The organism is Nocardiopsis sp. NPDC006198 (assembly GCF_040613895.1).
Taxonomy (GTDB): Bacteria; Actinomycetota; Actinomycetes; order Streptosporangiales; family Streptosporangiaceae; genus Nocardiopsis; species Nocardiopsis tropica.
In genome coordinates this window covers 34,779-53,869 of record NZ_JBEXSY010000050.1, presented here as the reverse complement: position 1 = coordinate 53,869, position 19,091 = coordinate 34,779, and the positions used below count along the sequence as shown (strand labels likewise).

Genomic DNA, 19,091 nt, shown 5'->3' with positions numbered 1-19,091 from the left:
GGGCCCCGGCGCGACGCGCGCCGGGGCCCTGTGCGTCACCGCGCAGCGGTCAGCCCAGGACCACGCGCCCCCGGGTGTCCTCCCCGGCCGCCGTCCACGCCTCGGCGCCGTCCAGGCCGTCCGACGCACGCCACAGCCGGTCACCGTAGGCGACGGAGGTCAGCCCGTACTCCTCGGCGTGCGCGACCGCCCACAGGGCCATGGCCCAGCCGAGGTCGCCGGTCCTCATCGCCTCGTCCGCGTTCAGGGGGAGCTCCGCCGGGTCCACGCCGAAGACCCTCGCCATCTCCTCCTGGGCGCCCGCCGTGTCCGCGTCGCCCGCCCGGAGGGCGTCCAGGCTCTCGGCGTCGTACCAGCAGGTCAGGCTCGGTCCGAGCTCTCCGGTGGTCACCTCGGCCATCCGCGCCGACAGGGCCTCGTGCTGGTCGTAGGCGTAGCCGTCCGCGCTGCGCTGGACCGCCTGGGCGGCCTCGAACACCGGGATCTCCGACCAGTTGTTCACCTCCACCAGCTCGTCGTAGAACGCGCGGGTGGCGAAGACCGGGTCGAGGATCTCCTCCGGCTCGCCCCATTCCTGGGACGGCCGCTGCTGGAACAGGCCGAGGGAGTCCCGGTCGCCGTACTCCAGGTTGTAGAACGCCGTCTCCTGCCACACCGTCGCGAACGCCACGGTCACGGCCTCGGGCGGCAGGTCGCGGCTGAACGCCACCCCGCCCACCGTGGTCGCGCTCACCGCCTGGGCGATCTCCATCTCGTACTTGCCGTCGGACAGCTGCAGACGGCAGCCCGGATCGGGGGCCTCGACGGTGGTCTCGACCGGCTCGAACGTGGTCAGCACGTAGTACGCGCCCGCGACGAGGAGGCCGCACACGAGGAAGAGGGACAACAGGATCTTGACGAAGGCGGAGAGCCTCCGGCGCTTACTGGGCACAGGCGAACCAAGGGTCGGGAGCAGGTGGGGTGCACCACACGGAGAGGAACGTCACCCGTGCCGCGCGGGGCCCGCAGCGAGCCCAGGCCGCATTGTAGTCCGCACCGGGAGGCGGGACGGGGCGGATCCCCGGAGGCGGTCGGCACACACGGGCGGGGGGTACCCCCGCACCTTTCGCGAACCACTAACGTGTGTGCACATGACCAGCTCGTACTCCAGCCCGCTGCCCGACCAGATCGACGAACTCTGGGAGAAGCGCTCCGAACTCACGCCCTCCCACGCCGAGGCGCGCGAGACCATCACCGGCGCCATCGACCTGATCGACGAGGGCAAGGCCCGTGTGGCCTTCGTCGACCCCGCGACCGACGAGGTCGTGGTCGACGAGCGCGCCAAGCGTTCCATCCTCCTCGGCTTCAAGGTCCTGGACATGAAGGAGTCGCAGGTCGGCGACTTCCGCCACCACGACCGCATGCCCCTGAAGACCCGCTTCGACGGCGTCCGCGTCGTCGCGGGGGCGATCGCCCGCTGGGGCTCCTACCTCGCCCCCGGCGTCGTCCTCATGCCGTCCTTCACCAACATCGGCGCCTACGTCGGCTCCGGCACCATGGTCGACACCTGGGCCACGGTCGGCTCCTGCGCCCAGGTGGGCCGGAACGTCCACCTGTCCGGCGGCGTCGGCGTCGGCGGCGTCCTGGAGCCGCCGCAGGCCTCCCCGGTCGTCATCGAGGACGACGCGTTCCTCGGCTCCCGCAGCATGGTCGTCGAGGGCGCCCGCGTGCGCACCGGCGCCAAGCTCGGCGCGGGCACCATCCTGACCTCCTCCACGCGCGTGTTCGACGCCGAGACCGGCGAGGAGCTCCAGCGCGGCGAGGCCCCGGCCTGGTCGGTGTGCGTGACCGCGAACCGGACCAAGAGCTTCCCGGGCGGCGACTTCGGCATGCCGGTCCTGCTGGTGCTCAAGCGCCTCCAGGAGGGCGAGGAGCACGACAAGCTCGCCCTGAACGACCTCCTGCGGGAGCACGGCGTCAACGCCTGACGCGCGTCCGTCGGACCGGCGGGGCGCACGCCCGGCGGCACGCCGTCCGCGTCCGGCAGGGGCGCCCTCCGAAGGCGGGGGGCGCCCCTCGCGCGTTCGGGGACCGACCCTCGGTCGGCGGCCCGCCCCCTCCGCCGTGGCCTCGTACCCGTGGCGGGGTCGGACGGGGCGGCCGCCGAGCTCCACGGCCGCCCCCGTCGGGCCCATGGGCGGACCGCCCCGGCCGGGGCACCCGACGAGGGCCTCGTCGCCGCCGCCACGTGGCCCCGGGGCGTCGAGGCCGGCTGCAAGTACGAGATCATCCAGGTCAGAACCCCTCATATCCCACCGGCAACGGTTCCGTCCGGCCCACTAGGGTGGCCGTACGCGCGACCCGCCCGCGCACCCGCCGGGGTGGGCGGGCGGGTCGCGCGGCACGACGGCACAACACAGCTCGGAAACGGGGCGACACCATGCTGGACCTGACCTCTGACGTGGCGGACCTGACCGCCGCACTCGTGGACATCCGTTCCGAGAGCGGCGACGAGGGGAGCCTCGCCGACGCGGTCGAAGGGGCGCTGAAGGCCCTCCCGCACCTCGCGGTCACCCGCGACGGCGACGCCGTGGTCGCCCGCACCGGGCTGGGCCGCCCGCGCCGTGTGGTCGTCGCCGGGCACATCGACACCGTCCCGATCGTGGACAACGTCCCCTCCCGCGTCGAGGGCGGACGCCTCTACGGGTGCGGCACCACCGACATGAAGGCCGGGGTCGCCGTCCAGCTCAAGCTGGCCGCCCTGGTGGCCGAACCCGTGCACGACGTCACCTACGTCTTCTACGACAACGAGGAGGTCGACGCGTCCCGCAACGGCCTCCTCCGGCTCACCCGCAACCACCCGGAGTGGCTGGCCGGGGACTTCGCGATCCTGATGGAGCCCACGGACGGGGTGATCGAGGGCGGCTGCCAGGGGACCATGCGGGTGGAGGTCGTGGCCCGGGGCAGGCGCGCGCACAGCGCCCGCTCGTGGATGGGCGAGAACGCGATCCACGGCGCCGGGGCCGTCCTCGACGTGCTGCGCGCCTACACCCCCCGCGAGCCGGAGGTGGAGGGGCTGCGCTTCCACGAGGGCCTCAACGCCGTGTTCATCGAGGGCGGGGTCGCCGGCAACGTCATCCCCGACGAGTGCGTGGTGAAGGTCAACTACCGGTTCGCCCCGGACCTGTCCGTCGCGGACGCGGAGGCCCACCTGCGCGAGGTGTTCGACGGCTTCGAGGTGCGCGTGGTGGACGCGGCGGCGCCCGCGCGCCCGGGGCTGGACGACCCCTCGGCGGCGGCGTTCGTCGCCTCGGTGGGGGAGGGGGAGGCCCGCGCCAAGCTCGGGTGGACCGACGTCTCGCGCTTCTCGGAACTGGGGGTGCCCGCCGTCAACTACGGCCCCGGCGACCCCGTGCTCGCGCACACGAGGGACGAGTACGCGGAGATCGCGAGGATCCGCGAGGCCGAGGAGCGCATGGTCGCCTGGCTGACCGGGGCCCGATGACCGCCGCGGGCCCGGCCCGGGCGTCCCGGGGCGCCGTGACCGGCCGCGACGGCGGTCCCGGGACAAACCTGCCGCTCGTGGCCACCACCGGGTCACGTGTGGTTCAGGTGTGAGCCGTTCCCACGCGGATAGCTTTACGACATGACCGAAGACGAGAACGTAAGGCGGGCCGGCCCCCTCACCTACCGGGGCAGCTCGATTCCCAGCACCACCACCGACCAGCGACTCCTCGACCGGCGCGGCCCCTCGGACTGGGTGCACACCGACCCGTGGCGGGTCCTGCGCATCCAGTCGGAGTTCGTGGAGGGCTTCGGGCTCCTGTCCGAACTGCCCTCGGCGGTGAGCGTGTTCGGCTCGGCCAGGATCAAGCCCGGGACCCGCTACTACGACCTGGGCGTCGAGGTGGGCGCCAGGCTCGCGGAGGCGGGCTACGCCACGATCACCGGCGGCGGCCCCGGCATGATGGAGGCCGCGAACAAGGGCGCCCAGGAGGCGGGCGGGCTCTCGGTGGGACTCGGCATCGAGCTGCCCTTCGAGCAGTCCCTCAACTCCCACATCGACATGGGGATGACCTTCCGGTACTTCTTCGTCCGCAAGACGATGTTCGTGAAGTACTCGCAGGCCTTCGTCGTGCTGCCCGGGGGCTTCGGCACCCTCGACGAGTTGTTCGAGGCGGCCACCCTCGTGCAGACCAAGAAGGTCACCCGGTTCCCGGTGATCCTGGTCGGCCGCGACTTCTGGGGCGGGCTGGAGGAGTGGGTCCGCACCAGCCTCCTGGAGAACGAGCTGATCAAGCCGCAGGACATGGAGCTGGTCCAGATCGTCGACGACCCCCTGGAGGTCGTCGACATCATCCGCAAGTCCCACCTGCACATCGCGCGGGAGCAGGAGGAGCTGGCGCGGTCCGAGGCGGGGCCCGAGCAGTAGGAACCGGGCACGCGCGCCCGGCGCCGCCCCGCCGTGGCGGGGCCGGGCGGGGCCCCGGGGCGCGTGCCGCCCCCACGCGGAGCCGCCCCCCGGCCGCCCGTCCACCGGCCTCCCCACGGGGGCCGGTGTGTGGCACGATCGGGTCCGTGCCTGTTCTCATCATGATCCTGGTTGCCGCGGCCGCGCTGGCCGTGCTCGTCGGCGTGGTCTACGTCGTGCTCGGCAAGGGCGGTCAGCTCGCCCGGTTCGAGGCCGACTACCCCCCGCTCCCCCTGCCGGACGACCGCGCCGTCAGGGCGCGCGACCTCGGTCGCGTGATGCTCCCCCTCGCCCTGTGGGGCTACCACGTCCGCGCCGTGGACGAGCTGCTGCTGCGGCTCACCATCACCCTGCGCGAGAGGGAGGAGCGGATCGAGGACCTGGAGTGGCGCCTGTCGCGGCTCGACCCCTCCTACGTCCCGGAGGGGACCGGGCCGCTCCCCGGGGCGCACCTGCCCGGGGACGCCTACGCGCCCGGCGCGGTGCCCGGGGACGCCTACGCGCCCGGCGCGGTGCGGGGGGCAGGTTCCGAGGGGCCGGACGCGCACGGCGGGCCCGACGCGCACGACACGCACGGCGGGCCCGACGGGGACCCCGCGGGACCCGGGGACGCCGCCCGGGGCGAGGCCGCGGACGACGTGTCGGAGGACGCCTCGGACGACGCCGCGGTCGGCGGGAACCAGCGCTGAGCGGACCCGGCGGCGGGGGCCGGGGAGCCCGGTGCGCCCGCTCCGGGGGGTGCGGCCGCCCGCGGAATCGCGGCGCGCGTCCACCCGGCCCGACCTGCCGATCCGTCGCCCGCTATGCCGTGCATCACAGCCTCGGCGCCGTTCTGTGGCGGATCCGGCGGGTTGGCGTGCTCTATTCTCGGTCGCTGTACTCGATACCCCCGTTCCGCCGGAGCGGGTGCAGCGTTGTTGAGGATGGCGAGGATGGACACAGCAGCCGAACTCGAGTCGGGAGCCGGGGACAGGCGCGACGCGCCCGCCTCCTCGGTGACCCCGGCCCACCCCGTGCAACAGCTGTCCCTGTGGCCGCCGCCCAGGTCGACCCGGCACAGCGGGAAGCGCCGCCGCCAGATCACCCTTCTGGCCGCGGCCGCCGCGGCCGTCCTGCTCGTCGGCGGCGGAGCCGCGGCGTGGGCCGTGCTCGCGGAGCCGGGCGAGGAGGAGAGCGGTCCGACCGTTCCCGCCGAGGCGTTCGTCGGTGCGTGGTCCGGTGAGATGAGCCAGGTCGACACCGACGGCGAGCACGTGGCCGACTGGCACGCGGAGGTCCGGATCGAGGAGGGCGCCGAGCGCGGCAGCACCGCCTGGACGACCTTCTCCTGCTCGGGGACCCTGGTCCTGTCGGCCGGCGACAACGACCGCCGCGTCTACGCCTACACCGAGACGGCCGACCCCGAGGACCGGTGCGTCGACGAGGCCGAGCTGACCGTGTGGTCGGCGGCCGACGGCGGCGGGCTGAGGGCGGAGTGGTCCTCCATCACCCGGGAGGGGACCCGGATGATCTCGACGGGCGACCTCGGCTGACCCGCGCGGGACCGGCCCCAGGTAGGGGGCGTCCCGAAGGGGCGCGTCCGCGCGGTGGGCCGGGGCGGCGGAGCTCTCCGCGCCCCGGATACTCCCCGAGTTTCGGTCAGGACCGATATAACCTTACTGACCGAAGATTCCTCGTGGGCGTGTGCTCGCGGCGGCGGCCCCGCTGTCGCCTGGCGCACACGGAGGGGTGAACCTCCGAGATAATGGTCGAAGAGTGATTCACGCCCCTTAAGCCACACGGGCATGAGTCACCCGGAACCGGCATGCGGCTCCGGAGCCGAGACCGGTCACGCGGATCGGCGCCGGTGCTGTGGGTCGGCCCCGGTCACCCGCGAGGAACACTAGAAAGGGGAATGGCATGGCGGCGATGAAGCCGAGGACCAGCGACGGGCCGATGGAGGTCACCAAGGAGGGTCGCGGCATCATCATGCGGGTCCCGCTGGAGGGCGGCGGACGCCTGGTTGTCGAGCTGACTCCAGACGAGGCGTCCGAGCTCCGGGACGCGCTCAAGGGTGTCGTCGGCTAGTTCGGCAGTGAACCGTCCCCCACCCCGGGCCGGAAAGCCCTGACGACCCCCGAGGTTGTACACCTCCCAAGTGAACGATTGTGAGCGGCCTGTGCCTTTCGCCACGGAGATCCACCCCGTACCGGGGAAGCTCGTCGATTCCACCGCGGACCTGCTGGTCCTCCCCCTGATTCCGGGAGACAGCGGACCCGAGGCGGTCGAGGGGGTCGCCGAGAGCGGCCTGACACAGGTCCTACCGGCATCGCTCACCGATCTGTTCGCGCACTACTCGCTCACCGGGAAACCCGGAGAGCTGGCCCACTTCCCGGTGCCCCGGGACCAGGGCCTGGTCCGCCTGGCGCTTCTGGGGGTCGGATCGGGTTCGCCCGACGACCTCCGGAAGGCCGGCGCGGCCCTGGCCCGGGCCGCCCGCGGGAACGAGCGCGTGGCCCTCGCCTGGCCCGGCTCCGGCGCGGAGGCCGCCACCGCCTTCGCCGAGGGCGTGCTCCTGGCCTCCTACACCTTCAGCCTCAAGACCTCGGAGGTCCCGGACGACCGGCGCCCGGCGGCCTCGGTCGAGGTCGCCTCCGGCGACGGTGACGACGGATCCCTGGCCGGCGCACTGGAGCGGGGCACGGCCCTGGCCGCGGCCACCGCCCTGGCCCGCGACCTCATCAACACCCCCTCCCTGACCAAGGACCCCGAGTGGATGGCGGCGCGTGCACGCGACGTGGCCGCGGACAAGGGCCTCCAGGTGCGGGTGTGGGACGAGAAGGACCTGGAGAACGACGGGTTCGGGGCGATCCTCGGCGTGGGACAGGGCTCCTCGCGCCCGCCGCGCCTGGTCCAGCTCTCCTACACGCCCGAGAACCCCGCCGCGCACGTCGTCCTGGTGGGCAAGGGCATCACGTTCGACACCGGCGGGCTCTCCCTCAAGCCCAACGACAACATGTCGCTGATGAAGACCGACATGAGCGGCTCCGCGATCGTCCTCGCCGTGCTGTCGGCCCTGGCGGCCGTGGGCGCCGCCGTCCGCGTGACGGGCCTGCTGGCCCTGGCGGAGAACGCCTTCTCCGGCGACTCCACCCGGATCGGCGACGTGCTCACCACCTACACCGGGACGACGGTCGAGGTGCTCAACTCCGACGCCGAGGGCCGCCTGGTCCTCGCCGACGCCATGGGCTACGCGGTCGGCGAGCTCGCCCCGGACGTCCTAGTGGACGTCGCGACGCTGACCGGCGCGGCCAAGGTGGCGCTCGGCACCGGCACGGGCGCGCTGTACAGCAACGACGAGGAGCTCGCCGCCCAGCTGGAGGAGGCGGGCCGCGACTCCGGCGAACCCCTGTGGCGGATGCCGCTCACGGAGGAGTACGTGCCGACCACGAAGTCGCGGGTGGCGGACCTGGCCAACATCGGCACCCGCGGACGCGACTTCGGTCCCGCGGGCGCCACCGACGCCGCCCTGTTCCTGCGCGAGTTCGCCGGGGACGTCCCGTGGGCGCACCTGGACATCGCGGGGCCCGGCAGGTCCATGAAGGAGAGCGGGCTGCTCAGCAAGGGCGGCACGGCGTTCACGACCCGCACCCTGCTGCGCTGGCTCGCCGACCGCTGAGCGGAGCCGGACGGCGGCCGGGCCGCCGTGGGGGAGGGGGAGCCCCCTCCCCCTCCGGTCGCGCCGCGGCTACAGGATGGCGGCCAGGAGTCCCTCGCCCACGGGCATGAACAGCGGGATGGACGCCTCCTCCGCGCGCAGCCGGCCGATCACCTCCCGGACGGCGGTCTCCCGGGGGTCGGGCACGCGCAGCGGCCCGTCCGGCTCGGAGGAACCGGTCATGGCGCCGTTGAACACCACCATCCCGCCCGGACGCAGCAGGCGCCGCGCCTCCTCCAGGTACAGGGGGTAGGACACGGTGTCGGCGTCCACGAGGACCAGGTCGTACCCGCCGTCCGTCAGCCTCGGCAGCACGTCCAGGGCGGCTCCGCGGATCAGCCTCGCCCGTCCCGCGCCGAACCCCGCCCTCGCGAACGCGGACCGCGCGTACTCCTGGTACTCGGCGTTCGTGTCGACCGTGGTGAGGATGCCGTCCGGCGTCATGCCGCGCAGGAGCCAGATCCCCGAGGAGCCGCACCCCGTCCCGATCTCGACCACGGACCGGGCGCTGATGGAGGCGGCCAGGAAGCGCAGCGCGCCCCCCGTGGCGGCGTCCACGGGCGGGGCCGTCGACCGCAGGCCCGCGTCGTACGCGTCGGCGAGCGGCTCGTCCTCCATGGCGTCCCGCTCGAAGCGGGCCTGCTCGGTGCGGACCCAGGTGAGCCGGGCCGCTGTCTCCTCCGGACCGGTGATGACGGCCTCCCGCTGCTGTGGTCGCATACGTGTCGTGGGCCCGACCGGGAAGCCGTCACCCACCGTGGAATGATGGTCCGACCAGGTCCGGCGCCTGGCAGAAGACTAGCCTGATCCGGACCGAACTCCGAGCGTGGCGGCGGGAACTTAATCCACGCCTCCCGGCGTTGAATCGGGATGAACGTACGTTGATCGCCACGAAGCAAACTCCCCCCGACCAGCCAGTCGGCGAATCGACGGGATGAAGGGAGCAGCGGTGCCAGAGACCGGCCCTGCCGTGGAATTCGAGGCATGGGAACCCCCGAGCTGGGACGAGGTCGTCCGGACCCACTCGCCGCGCGTCTACCGGCTCGCCTACCGGCTGACCGGCAACAAGCACGACGCGGAGGACCTCACGCAGGAGGTCTTCATCAGGGTGTTCCGCTCCCTGGCCAACTACACCCCCGGCACCTTCGAGGGGTGGCTGCACCGCATCACCACCAACCTCTTCCTGGACATGGCCCGCCGCAAGGCCCGTATCCGCTTCGAGGGCCTGGCCGACAACGCGGACGAGCGGCTGGAGGGGCGTGAGCCCTCCCCCGCCCAGCGCTACGACGACCGGCACTTCGACGCCGACATCCAGTCCGCGCTGGACGCGCTGCCCGCGGAGTTCCGCGCCCCCGTCGTCCTGTGCGACATCGAGGGGCTCTCCTACGAGGAGATCGCGGCGACGCTCGACGTCAAGCTCGGCACCGTCCGCAGCCGTATCCACCGGGGCCGCGCCCAGCTGCGGCGGGCCCTGGAGCACCGGAGGTCCCTGGCCGCGGAGCAGCACGGGGTGAGCAGCGGCGGCAACGTCGGCAACGGGGAGGCGGAGTGAGCAAGGACCACCTCGGAGAGCGGCTCTCCGCGCTCGTGGACGGCGAACTGGGCCCCGTCGAACACGAGAGCGCCCTCATCCACCTGGCCAAGTGCGAGTCGTGCCGGTTCGAGGCCGACATGATGCGGCGCCTGAAGCGCCGCCTCACCGGTCTGCGCGAGCCGGAGCCCGACCTGGACTTCATGGGGCGGCTCACGAGCCTGTCCCGCGATCCCGGACCGGGGGGCCGGGGCCCCTCCGAGCCGCCGCCCGGGGGCGCGGGCTTCGGGTTCCGCCCGCCGCTGGGGTCCTCGCGTCCCCTCGGCGGCTTCCCCGGAGGGGGCGCGGCGGCCGTGGAGACCGCGGCGGAGACCGGGCCGACCCGGACGGGGCCCGCCCGCCCCGAGCGGCCCGCCCGCCCCGAGCGGCCCGCCCGCCCCGTCAGGCGCCGCGGCGGGGACCGCTTCTCCCACCTGCTCCCGGACTTCCCGGGAGGGCGCTACGCGGTCGCCGGCTTCGCGGTCGCCACCGCGCTCCTGGGCACCGCGTTCGTCGCGGGCGGAGACGCGCAGGACACGCCCGTGGTGGAGCCCCGCCTGTCCGACTACGCCGTCGAGCACGCGGTGACCAGCCGTCAGATACCCGTCATGGACTCCCGCCCGACGGAGGTCCGTCCCGTGGGGACCGAGACCCCGCCCGGGTACGGCTCCACCGAAACGACGCGGTGAGCGCGGGGGGACCCTCCTCCGCCACCTCCGGTCCGGCCACGCTCGTCGCCGTGCTGGCGCTGTGCGTGGTCCTGCTGACCGGGGCCGCGTGCCCCGATGCGCACCAGGTCCCCGCCGAGGGGGCCGACGACGGCATGTCCGTGCTGCGCCGGGCCGCGGTGGCGGGGAAGGAGACGGCCTACTCGGCGGTGCGCGAGGTGACCGGGGCGGAGGGGGAGGCGCCGTCCCACGTGCACGTGGTGCACCGGCCGGGCGCCGGTCTCGCGCTCGCTCCCGTGGGGGAGGAGGAGGCCGCGTTCGTGGTGCGGGCGTCCTCGGCCCTGGAGTCGCTGGACGAGCGCCTGCTGCACATGCTGGAGGACACCTACGAGGTGACCGACGCGGGCACCGCCGACCTGGAGGGCCGTGAGGCCCGGGTGGTGGAGGCCGGACGTGCCGACGGCACCGTCGCCGGGCGGTTCTGGGTCGACACCGGGACCGGGCTGCTCGTCGGGAGCACGGTCTACGAGGTGTCGGGGGAGCCCGCGCTCAGCGTCCGCCTGACCGGCCTCGCGCCGGGGGAGGGCGACTGGCCCGAGGGGGCCGTCGGCGGATCCCCCTGGGGCGACGCCCTGACCGTTGAGGAGCGCGACGGTCTGCGGGAGGACGGGTGGACGCTCCCCGAGCACCTCCACTGGAACCTCAGGCTGGTCGACGCGCGCTCCACCGAGCACGCCGGCCGCCGCGTCGTGCACGTGATCTATTCGGACGGGTTGTCGCAGGTGTCGGTTTTCATCCAGCGTGGGAAGCTGGACACGAAACACACCGCTTCACTCCGTGACGGATACGCCGGAACCGATATGGGGGGAAGCGGCGTCACAACACAACACGACACGGTCTTCGGCGGAGACGTGGGCCAGTACCAGAGCATGTGGCAGGCGGGCGGCTTCGTCTACACGGTGCTGGCCGACGCCCCCGCCGGGATCGCCTCGTCCGCTGTGACCGCGCTGCCGGGACCCGAGAGTTCCGGCTTCTGGGCCAGAGTGCATCGGGGCATGTCCCGGTTGGGGTTCCTCTAGGGGTGCCCTCCGACCGAGGCGGACCCGCCGGGCGGCGGGAGGCCCGCCCCGGTCGGGGCACACGCGGCGGGACCCGCCGGGTCGCGTGTCGACCGCGAGCCAAGCGACAGAGCGACCCACGGAGCAGGTCTTGACTGAGGAGAACGGCCGTTCGGACCACGGGGCAGGGCCCTCCCGGTCGACCCCGCCGGACGGCGCACCGCCCCCCGGGGACGGACCGCGGGATGCGGCGCCCACGCCCGGCCGGACCCCCGCGGAACACCGGCGGCACCCCCGGTGGGCCGCCCCCGACCCCCCGGCCCCCGTCACCGACCGGGGCGCCGCCCCCGGCCCGTCCTCATCCGCCTCTCCCCGCAGTGGAGACCCCATGAACCACACCCCTCCCGGGCAGGGCGGACAGCCCGGCGCCTCCTCGAACCCCGGAGACCGGACCGGTCACCACCCGGTCCCTGGCGGGCCCGCAGGCCCCGCCGACCCCCAGAACCCCGTGGGGAGAGCCGGGCCTCCGAGCGCGTCCGGCCACGGGCCGGGCGCCCCCGGAGGCCCGGGCCGCGCGGCCCACCAGGGGCTGTCCGCGCCCCACGGCCCGGCGGGCCCCGACCACCCCACCGGCTACACGGCCCCCTTCCACCGGGCGGACCCCGCCGACGCCGCCGGGCAGGCGGGCCGACCCGGCCCGTACGTCCCCGCGGACGTGTCCAACGCGCACATGCCGGGCCCTTCCGGGCCGCACGCGCCGCAGTCCGGGCAGGCTGCCTACGGGATCGCGCCGCCCGCCGCGCCCCGGCCGCGCGGACGCGGCGTCCCGGTGTGGATGGCCCTGTCCGGCATGCTCGTGGTCGCGCTCATCGCGGGCGGCGCGGGCGGTGTGGCGGGAGGGCTCCTCAACGGCTCCGCGGCCTCCGACGCCGCGCCGGAGGACGACGGCCCGGTCATGAACGAGCCCCCGCCCGAGGCGCCCCAGCGCGACCCCGACACCATCGCCGGGGTGGCGCAGCGGGTCAGCCCGAGCGTGGTCTCGCTCATCAGCGCCGACGCGCGCGTCCCGGGCGGCGGCTCCGGGTTCGTCATCGACGGCGACTACGTCGTCACCAACGACCACGTCTCCAGCGGGCTGGAGGCGGACGGCATCGTCATCGAGTACAGCGACGGCACCCTCTCCGATGCCTCCGTGGTCGGCGCCGACCCCAGCTCGGACCTCGCGGTCCTGTCGATCGCGGACCCGCACGACGTCGAGCCGCTCCAGTTCGGGGACTCCGAGGAGGTCATCGTCGGGGACGAGGTGATCGCGATCGGCGCCCCCCTCGGCCTGAACGGCACCGTCACCCAGGGCATCATCAGCGCCGTCAACCGGCCGGTCAGCTCGGGCCAGGGCGAGAGCGGCGGGCGCTTCTACGCGCTCCAGACCGACGCCGCCATCAACCCGGGCAACTCCGGGGGGCCGCTGGTGGACACGCGGGGCCGCGTCATCGGGGTCAACTCGATGATCGCGACCATGGGCGCCATGGGGGAGACCAGCGGCAACATCGGCCTCGGGTTCGCGATCCCCTCGGTGGAGGCGGAGCGCGTGGTGAACCGCCTCATGGAGGACGGCGAGACCGCGTACGCGGACATCGGCGCCGACATCGACGAGGACAGCCCCCTCGCGGGCGCGGTCATCGCCGAGGGGGCGGACGCGGTCGAGCCGGGCGGTCCGGCCGACGAGGCGGGGCTGGAGCCCGGTGACGTGATCGTCTCCCTCGACTCCCGTCAGGTCGGCTCGGGCGAGGACCTGCTCGCGATGCTGCGCAGCCGCGCCCCCGGCGACGAGGCCGCCGTCGACTACGAGCGCGACGGCGAGCGCGAGAGCACCACGATCGTCCTCGGCTCGACCGACGACTGAGGCCCCCGGGAGCGCCCCCGTCGCGCCCGCCCTCCCCGGACACGCGAAGGCCCCCGGTCGCCCGGGGGCCTTCGCCGTTCTCTCCTCCCGGGGCCGCGTGCGGCCCGGGAGAGGGGTGTCAGCGTCCGGCCGGGGAGATGCCCAGCTGCATCCCCGCCAGGCCGCGAGGCTTGCCGACCAGGGACTCGGCGATGCCGGAGATGACCTTGCTCGCGTCGGTGTCCGGGTCGCTCAGGACGAGGGGGGTGCCCTCGTCGCCGCCCTCGCGCAGACGGGTGTCCAGCGGGACCTGGCCCAGCAGCGGGATGGTGGTCCCCAGCGTCTTGGTCAGCGCGTCGGCGACCGTCTGGCCGCCGCCCTCGCCGAACAGGTGCAGGGGCTCCCCGCCGCCCGGCGGCACGAAGTACGACATGTTCTCGATGACGCCCGCGATGCGCTGGTGCGTCTGCGCGGTGATCGCGCCCGCGCGCTCCGCCACCTCGGCGGCGGCCATCTGCGGCGTGGTCACGATGAGCAGTTCGGCGCTCGGCAGCAGCTGCGCGGTCGAGATGGCGATGTCGCCCGTGCCCGGGGGCAGGTCCATCAGCAGGACGTCCAGGTCGCCCCAGAACACGTCCGCCAGGAACTGCTGGAGGGCGCGGTGCAGCATCGGGCCGCGCCACACCACGGGCTGGTTGCCCTGGGTGAACATGCCCACCGAGATGACCTTGATGCCGTGCGCGGTGGGCGGCAGGATCATGTCCTCGACCTTGGTCGGGAAGTCCGACGCGCCGAGCATGCGCGGCACCGAGTGGCCGTAGATGTCGGCGTCCACGACGCCGACCTTGTGGCCCTGGGCGGCGAGCGCCGCGGCGAGGTTGACGGTGACGGACGACTTGCCGACCCCGCCCTTGCCGGAGGCGACGGCGAAGACCTTGGTCAGGGAGTTGGGCTTGGCGAAGGGGATCTCCTTCTCCGCCTGGCCGCCGCGGAGCTTGGTCTGGAGTTCCTTGCGCTGCTCGTCGCTCATCACGTCGAGCTCGACGCGGACGGAGGTGACGCCGGCGACCTTCGTCACCGCCGCGGTCACGTCCTTCTCGATGCGGCCCTTCATGGGGCAGCCGGCCACCGTGAGGTAGATTCCGACGCTCACGGCACCGTCGTCGGCGATGTCGATGCTCTTGACCATGCCGAGGTCGGTGATGGGACGGTGGATCTCCGGGTCTTGCACCGTGGCGAGGGCTTTGTGCACCTGCTCGGTGGTTGCTGTGGAGGACATGTGCTCAATCGTAGGTCAGCGGGGCGGGATGGTTGGTCTGCGGTGTCACCCGCACGTACCACCGTTTCCAACGAGGAGGGGGCGTCCCCCATTCCTCGCGGCGGCGGCGTTCGCCATCCCCTGTTCATACTGTGACCAGGCGATAACGGCGTGGCCTTAACACTGGCAATACATGGCCGGATAGTAGTCTCGGCGCACGATGGGAAATGTGCCGCCACCGCCTGGTTCGTCCTGGCCCGCCGCGCCCGAAGGGCCGGAGGGGCGGGCTTCTGGGGCCTACGCGCAGGAGCAGACCTGGGCCGGACCCCCCGGCGGGGGGCGGCTGACACCGCCCGGCGGGCACCCGGCGGTCAACGCCGACCCGGGGGTGTGGGCCTGGCCGCCGCCCAGACCGGTGCGCACGAACGAGTTCGCCTGCGCGGAACTGCCCCCGGGTGAGTCCTATCACAGGCTGGGCCGGACCTCCCGCTTCCGCTGGTGGACGACGCCCCTGGCCCTGGCGGGGTTCGCCGTCCTGCTGTTCTTCCTGTGGATGGCCATCCTGCTCGCGGTCACGATCGTCGCGATCGTCGAGGGCAGCGGGCTCGCCCCCGATTCGGTGCGCATCAGCGAGATCGCCCAGCTGGCCTTCGGCCTGCTGTCGTCGGCGCTGCTGATCCCCATCGTCCTCTTCGTCGTGCGGGTGGTCCAGTGGCGCCGCGTCGGCTCCCTGATGTCGGTCGCGGGCCGCGTGCGCTGGGGCTGGCTGGCGGTCTGCACCGCCGCGGCGGTCCTGCCGGTGGCCCTGGGCGTGGCGGCCTTCCTGCCGCTGGCCCGCGTCGTCCAGCCCGGCCTGGTGCCCCACCAGGGCGCCGGGGGGACCGAGGTGTTCGCGGCGGCGATGGCCGTCGTCCTGGTCCTGGTCCCGTTCCAGTCCGCGGCCGAGGAGATCACCCTGCGCGGCCTGGTCATGCAGATGGTCGGCGCGCTCGGGGCGCGTCCCGGCGAGCGGGGCGGCGACTCCGCGGTGGCCCGGGTGCTGCGCTCCCCGGGGCCCTCGGTCCTGGCGGGCGGGACGCTGTTCGCCGCGCTCTACCTGGCCACGCACCCCGGTGACCTCTGGACCACGGCGGCCCTCGTCGTCATGGGCCTGGGAGCGGCCTGGCTGACCTGGCGGACCGGCGGCCTGGAGGCCGCGATCGCGCTGCACACGGTCAACAGCCTGGTGCAGTTCACGCTGTGCGTCTTCGAGGACCGCCTGTCGGAGATCGGCACGGGAGCCGTCGTCGGCGCGGGGCTCCCCCTGGGCGCCGGCTCGCCGCTCGTCCTGCTCCTCACGACGGCCCAGGTCGGCCTGTACACGCTGGGCGTGGTCTGGCTGGCCCGCCGCCGCGGGGTGCGCCGCACCAGCGCCGACACACCGCGCTGAGCCCGCCCGGCCCGCGGGTCAGGCGATCGGCTCCCGGGCGGCCCCCTCCGCGACCGCCTCCGGGCGCTCGGGGAACACCCACGTCCGGTACGCGAAGAACCGGAACAGCGTGCCGATCCCCACACCCACCACGTTGCCCGCGACGTTCTGCGCGAGCACCCCGTCCAGGCCGAGCACGTGGACGGAGAACCCCTGGCAGGCCAGCTGGATGGCCAGGCCGACCCCGTTCATCACCAGGAACAGCAGCGTCTCGCGCCCGTAGCCCGTGCGGGCCCGGTCGCCGAACGTCCAGAACCGGTTGCCGACGAACGCGACCGCGATCGAGCACAGCGTCCCGACCACCTGTCCGGACAGCGGGCCCATGCCCGCCCCCCACAGCAGGTTGGTGGCGCCCAGCTGGACCACGTAGGCGACCGCGCCGACGGAACCGAACCTGCCCACCTCCGCGGCGAGCTTCGCGAGCTTGGGATGGCGGGCGGAGAAGTCGCGCACGGCCGTCGCCTCCAGTCGTGTGGTCGGGGGTGCGCCTTCGGACGGGCCGCCGACCTGGGGGCGAGAGGGGCTTCCGGCCGCCGTGCGCGCACGCTCTAGACTCTAGCCCGGGGACTTGAGCAGGGCCCCGGCCGCGGGTTCCGAGCCGAACCGGCCAGGCATCCCCGCAGGGGAGCCGTCCCGTCACCGCGGTTGACGAGCATGTGAGTTGAGGAACTGTGAGCGAGCGTAACCGCACCGTCCCCCGCGTGGGAATGGTCGGAGGTGGCCAACTCTCCCGGATGACCCACCAGGCGGGCATCGGACTGGGCGTCCACTTCTCCGTCCTGGCCGCCGCACCCACCGACAGCGCAGCCCTGGTCTGCGGCGACGTCACGCTGGGGAACGACCGCGGCCTGGACGACGTCATGGCCTTCGCCAAGGCCAACGACGTGGTGACCTTCGACCACGAACACGTCCCCGAGCCCGTCCTGCGCGCCGTCGAGGAGGCGGGCGGACTGCTGCGCCCCGGCCGGGACGCCCTGCGCTTCGCCCAGGACAAGCTGCGCATGCGCACCCGCATGGCCGAGCTCGGCGCCCCGTCCCCGCGGTGGAGGGCCGTCACCGCGCTGGAGCACGTGACCGGGTTCGCCGACGGCGAGGCGGGCGCCGGCTGGCCGGTCGTCCTCAAGGCCGCGCGCGGCGGCTACGACGGCAAGGGCGTGTGGATCGCCGCCGACGCCGAGGAGGCCCGGGCGGTCGTGGACCGGGCCGCCGCCGAGGACGTCCCCCTCCTGGTGGAGGAGAAGGTCGCCTTCTCCCGCGAGCTCGCGGTGCAGGTGGCCCGCTCCCCGCACGGCCAGGTCGCGGTCTACCCGGTCGTGGAGACCGTGCAGCGCGGGGGCATCTGCCACGAGGTCGTCGCCCCCGCCCCCGGCCTCTCCGACGAGAAGGCCACGAGGGCCCAGGAACTCGCCATCGAGATCGCCCAGGCGCTCGACGTCACCGGCGTCCTGGCCGTGGAGCTGTTCGAGACCGCCGAGGGCGTCGTCGTGAACGAACTCGCCATGCGGCCCCACAACTCCGGCCACTGGAGCATCGAGGGCGCCCGCACGTCCCAGTTCGAGCAGCACCTGCGCGCGGTCCTCAACCTGCCCCTGGGGTCGCCGCGCACCAACGCCCCCTTCACCGTCATGGCCAACCTGCTGGGCGGCACGGACCCCGACGTCTACAGTCGCTACCTGCACGTGATGGCCAAGGACCCCGGCGTGAAGGTGCACTTCTACGGCAAGGACGTGCGTCCGGGCCGCAAGATCGGGCACGTCACAGTGATGGGCGACGACCACCAGGACCTCCTGGAGCGCGCCCGCGACGCTGCCGCCTACCTGCGAGGAGACGACCAGTGAGCAACCAGGCCCCCGTCGTGGGCATCGTGATGGGCTCGGACTCGGACTGGCCGGTGATGCGCGAGGCCGCCGAGGCGCTGCGCGAGTTCGACGTGCCGTTCGAGGCCGACGTGGTGTCCGCGCACCGCATGCCGCACGAGATGATCTCCTACGGGGAGGAGGCCGCCGGACGCGGCCTGAAGGCGGTCATCGCCGGGGCGGGCGGCGCCGCCCACCTGCCCGGCATGCTGGCCTCCGTGACCACCCTGCCCGTGATCGGCGTCCCGGTGCCGCTCAAGTACCTCGACGGCATGGACTCCCTGCTGTCCATCGTCCAGATGCCCGGGGGGGTCCCCGTGGCGACGGTGGCCGTGGGCGCGGCGCGCAACGCGGGCCTGCTGGCGGTGCGGATGCTCGCGGCGCACGACCCGGAGCTGTCCGGGCGGATGGAGAGGTTCCAGGAGGAGCTCAGGTCCCAGGCCCACGCCAAGGGCGAGCGCCTGCGGCGCGAGGTCGCCGAGGGCGGCAGGCCCACCGGCTTCGGCCTCTAGGCCGTCTTCCGCGCGGCCCCGGCGTCCCGAGCGGCGCCGGGGCCGCGCCGTGCCCGGGGGTGGGCGCGGTCGGGCGGGCGCGTGTCAGCCGGAGGCGGGCACGAGCGCGCGCAGACCGTCCATCGCCTGGTCGACGGTGGGCAGCGCCTCCGGGTCCACGACGAACTGGACGACGTAGCCGGCGATGAGGTTGTAGACCAGCGACCCCAGGCCCGCGACGGTGCCGGGGTCGACCTCGTCGGGCTCCACGCCCAGGATCATCGCGGCCAGCTCCCGGCGGCCCTCGGCGATGCCCCTGGCGAGGGCCTCGCGGACGCCCTCGTCGAACTCGGCCTGGGTGAAGGCCTGGATGCTGGCCACCAGCAGGTCGCGCTCCTCCGGCAGGGACGCGAAGACGGAGCCCAGCAGGGCGCGGATCCGCTGCTCGGGCTCCTGCGAGCGGGAGGCGTCGACGGCAGCCTGGAAGGAGTCGCCCCACTCGCTGGACGCCTCCAGCACCGCGGCGTTCATGAGGTTGTCCTTGGACCCGAAGTGGTAGCCGATGGACGCCAGGTGCGCCCCGGACGCGGCGGCGATGTCGCGGGCCGTGGTCTTGCCGTACCCCTTTTCGACCAGGCACTTCCTGGCGCCTGCCAGCAGGTCGTCTCGTTGGCTCATGCGGGGATCCTAGCA

19 protein-coding genes are annotated in these 19,091 nt (G+C 73.8%); 14 read left to right on the top strand and 5 right to left on the bottom strand.

Going from position 1 to position 19,091, the window contains the following annotated elements; genetic code table 11:
* Window positions 1-49: 49 nt before the first annotated feature.
* On the bottom strand, window positions 50-931 hold the full coding sequence (locus tag ABZ234_RS25945; RefSeq protein ID WP_355013765.1) for a hypothetical protein: 882 nt from the start codon (window positions 929-931) through the stop codon (window positions 50-52).
* A gap of 199 nt (window positions 932-1,130) precedes the next feature.
* On the opposite strand from ABZ234_RS25945, the gene ABZ234_RS25940 reads away from it, so the two are divergent.
* From ABZ234_RS25940 to ABZ234_RS25910, 7 genes are all read left to right on the top strand, one after another.
* A complete protein-coding gene (locus ABZ234_RS25940; protein WP_355013764.1) occupies window positions 1,131-1,967 on the top strand; it encodes a 2,3,4,5-tetrahydropyridine-2,6-dicarboxylate N-succinyltransferase in 837 nt (278 codons plus the stop codon).
* A 452-nt stretch (window positions 1,968-2,419) separates the two neighbouring features.
* Complete coding sequence (gene dapE / locus ABZ234_RS25935; protein ID WP_355013763.1) at window positions 2,420-3,484, top strand: succinyl-diaminopimelate desuccinylase; 1,065 nt, start codon at window positions 2,420-2,422, stop codon at window positions 3,482-3,484.
* A gap of 141 nt (window positions 3,485-3,625) precedes the next feature.
* Window positions 3,626-4,411, top strand: a complete 786-nt coding sequence (locus ABZ234_RS25930) for a TIGR00730 family Rossman fold protein (protein WP_267948187.1) — start codon at window positions 3,626-3,628, stop codon at window positions 4,409-4,411.
* A gap of 146 nt (window positions 4,412-4,557) precedes the next feature.
* Window positions 4,558-5,139 carry a hypothetical protein gene (locus tag ABZ234_RS25925; protein ID WP_355013762.1) on the top strand — a complete coding sequence of 194 codons (582 nt, stop codon included), beginning with the start codon at window positions 4,558-4,560 and terminating at the stop codon, window positions 5,137-5,139.
* 243 nt (window positions 5,140-5,382) lie between these two features.
* Window positions 5,383-5,982, top strand: coding sequence for a hypothetical protein (locus ABZ234_RS25920; protein WP_344182218.1), 600 nt, complete (start codon window positions 5,383-5,385; stop codon window positions 5,980-5,982).
* Window positions 5,983-6,349: 367 nt separating this feature from the next.
* The gene (locus ABZ234_RS25915; RefSeq protein WP_267948190.1) at window positions 6,350-6,517 is read left to right on the top strand and encodes a DUF3117 domain-containing protein; all 168 of its coding nucleotides are present in this window, start codon (window positions 6,350-6,352) and stop codon (window positions 6,515-6,517) included.
* 91 nt (window positions 6,518-6,608) lie between these two features.
* Complete coding sequence (locus ABZ234_RS25910; protein WP_267948191.1) at window positions 6,609-8,108, top strand: leucyl aminopeptidase; 1,500 nt, start codon at window positions 6,609-6,611, stop codon at window positions 8,106-8,108.
* Between the two features lie 69 nt (window positions 8,109-8,177).
* Here the strand turns inward: ABZ234_RS25910 and ABZ234_RS25905 are convergent, their stop codons facing one another.
* A complete protein-coding gene (locus ABZ234_RS25905) occupies window positions 8,178-8,765 on the bottom strand; it encodes a class I SAM-dependent methyltransferase (protein ID WP_355013767.1) in 588 nt (195 codons plus the stop codon).
* 316 nt (window positions 8,766-9,081) lie between these two features.
* Between ABZ234_RS25905 and sigE the strand changes: the two genes are divergently transcribed.
* The 4 genes from sigE (at window position 9,082) to ABZ234_RS25885 (ending at window position 13,346) form a co-directional block, all read left to right on the top strand.
* Window positions 9,082-9,699 carry an RNA polymerase sigma factor SigE gene (gene sigE / locus ABZ234_RS25900; protein WP_344182216.1) on the top strand — a complete coding sequence of 206 codons (618 nt, stop codon included), beginning with the start codon at window positions 9,082-9,084 and terminating at the stop codon, window positions 9,697-9,699.
* A complete protein-coding gene (locus ABZ234_RS25895; RefSeq protein ID WP_355013761.1) occupies window positions 9,696-10,406 on the top strand; it encodes a zf-HC2 domain-containing protein in 711 nt (236 codons plus the stop codon). Before sigE ends, ABZ234_RS25895 begins: the two co-directional genes overlap by 4 nt.
* Window positions 10,403-11,464, top strand: a complete 1,062-nt coding sequence (locus tag ABZ234_RS25890; protein ID WP_355013760.1) for a transcriptional regulator — start codon at window positions 10,403-10,405, stop codon at window positions 11,462-11,464. The genes ABZ234_RS25895 and ABZ234_RS25890 overlap by 4 nt, the downstream gene beginning before the upstream one ends.
* A gap of 367 nt (window positions 11,465-11,831) precedes the next feature.
* Window positions 11,832-13,346 carry a trypsin-like peptidase domain-containing protein gene (locus tag ABZ234_RS25885; protein ID WP_355013759.1) on the top strand — a complete coding sequence of 505 codons (1,515 nt, stop codon included), beginning with the start codon at window positions 11,832-11,834 and terminating at the stop codon, window positions 13,344-13,346.
* A 118-nt stretch (window positions 13,347-13,464) separates the two neighbouring features.
* On the opposite strand, the gene ABZ234_RS25880 is transcribed toward ABZ234_RS25885, so the two are convergent.
* Window positions 13,465-14,604, bottom strand: a complete 1,140-nt coding sequence (locus ABZ234_RS25880) for an Mrp/NBP35 family ATP-binding protein (RefSeq protein ID WP_355013758.1) — start codon at window positions 14,602-14,604, stop codon at window positions 13,465-13,467.
* A gap of 394 nt (window positions 14,605-14,998) precedes the next feature.
* Between ABZ234_RS25880 and ABZ234_RS25875 the strand changes: the two genes are divergently transcribed.
* The gene (locus tag ABZ234_RS25875) at window positions 14,999-16,012 is read left to right on the top strand and encodes a CPBP family intramembrane glutamic endopeptidase (protein WP_344182234.1); all 1,014 of its coding nucleotides are present in this window, start codon (window positions 14,999-15,001) and stop codon (window positions 16,010-16,012) included.
* Between the two features lie 18 nt (window positions 16,013-16,030).
* Here ABZ234_RS25875 and ABZ234_RS25870 read toward each other — a convergent pair whose 3' ends face one another.
* Window positions 16,031-16,504 carry a GtrA family protein gene (locus ABZ234_RS25870; RefSeq protein ID WP_267948197.1) on the bottom strand — a complete coding sequence of 158 codons (474 nt, stop codon included), beginning with the start codon at window positions 16,502-16,504 and terminating at the stop codon, window positions 16,031-16,033.
* A gap of 218 nt (window positions 16,505-16,722) precedes the next feature.
* Here ABZ234_RS25870 and ABZ234_RS25865 point away from each other — a divergent pair, with 218 nt between their 5' ends.
* Together ABZ234_RS25865 and purE are read left to right on the top strand one after the other, a co-directional pair.
* The gene (locus ABZ234_RS25865; protein ID WP_267948198.1) at window positions 16,723-17,889 is read left to right on the top strand and encodes a 5-(carboxyamino)imidazole ribonucleotide synthase; all 1,167 of its coding nucleotides are present in this window, start codon (window positions 16,723-16,725) and stop codon (window positions 17,887-17,889) included.
* Complete coding sequence (gene purE / locus ABZ234_RS25860) at window positions 17,886-18,419, top strand: 5-(carboxyamino)imidazole ribonucleotide mutase (RefSeq protein ID WP_267948199.1); 534 nt, start codon at window positions 17,886-17,888, stop codon at window positions 18,417-18,419. The genes ABZ234_RS25865 and purE overlap by 4 nt, the downstream gene beginning before the upstream one ends.
* An 84-nt stretch (window positions 18,420-18,503) precedes the next feature.
* Here the strand turns inward: purE and ABZ234_RS25855 are convergent, their stop codons facing one another.
* Window positions 18,504-19,076: a TetR/AcrR family transcriptional regulator gene (locus ABZ234_RS25855; RefSeq protein ID WP_355013757.1), complete on the bottom strand. Its 573-nt coding sequence runs from the start codon at window positions 19,074-19,076 to the stop codon at window positions 18,504-18,506.
* Between the last annotated feature and the right edge of the window lie 15 nt (window positions 19,077-19,091).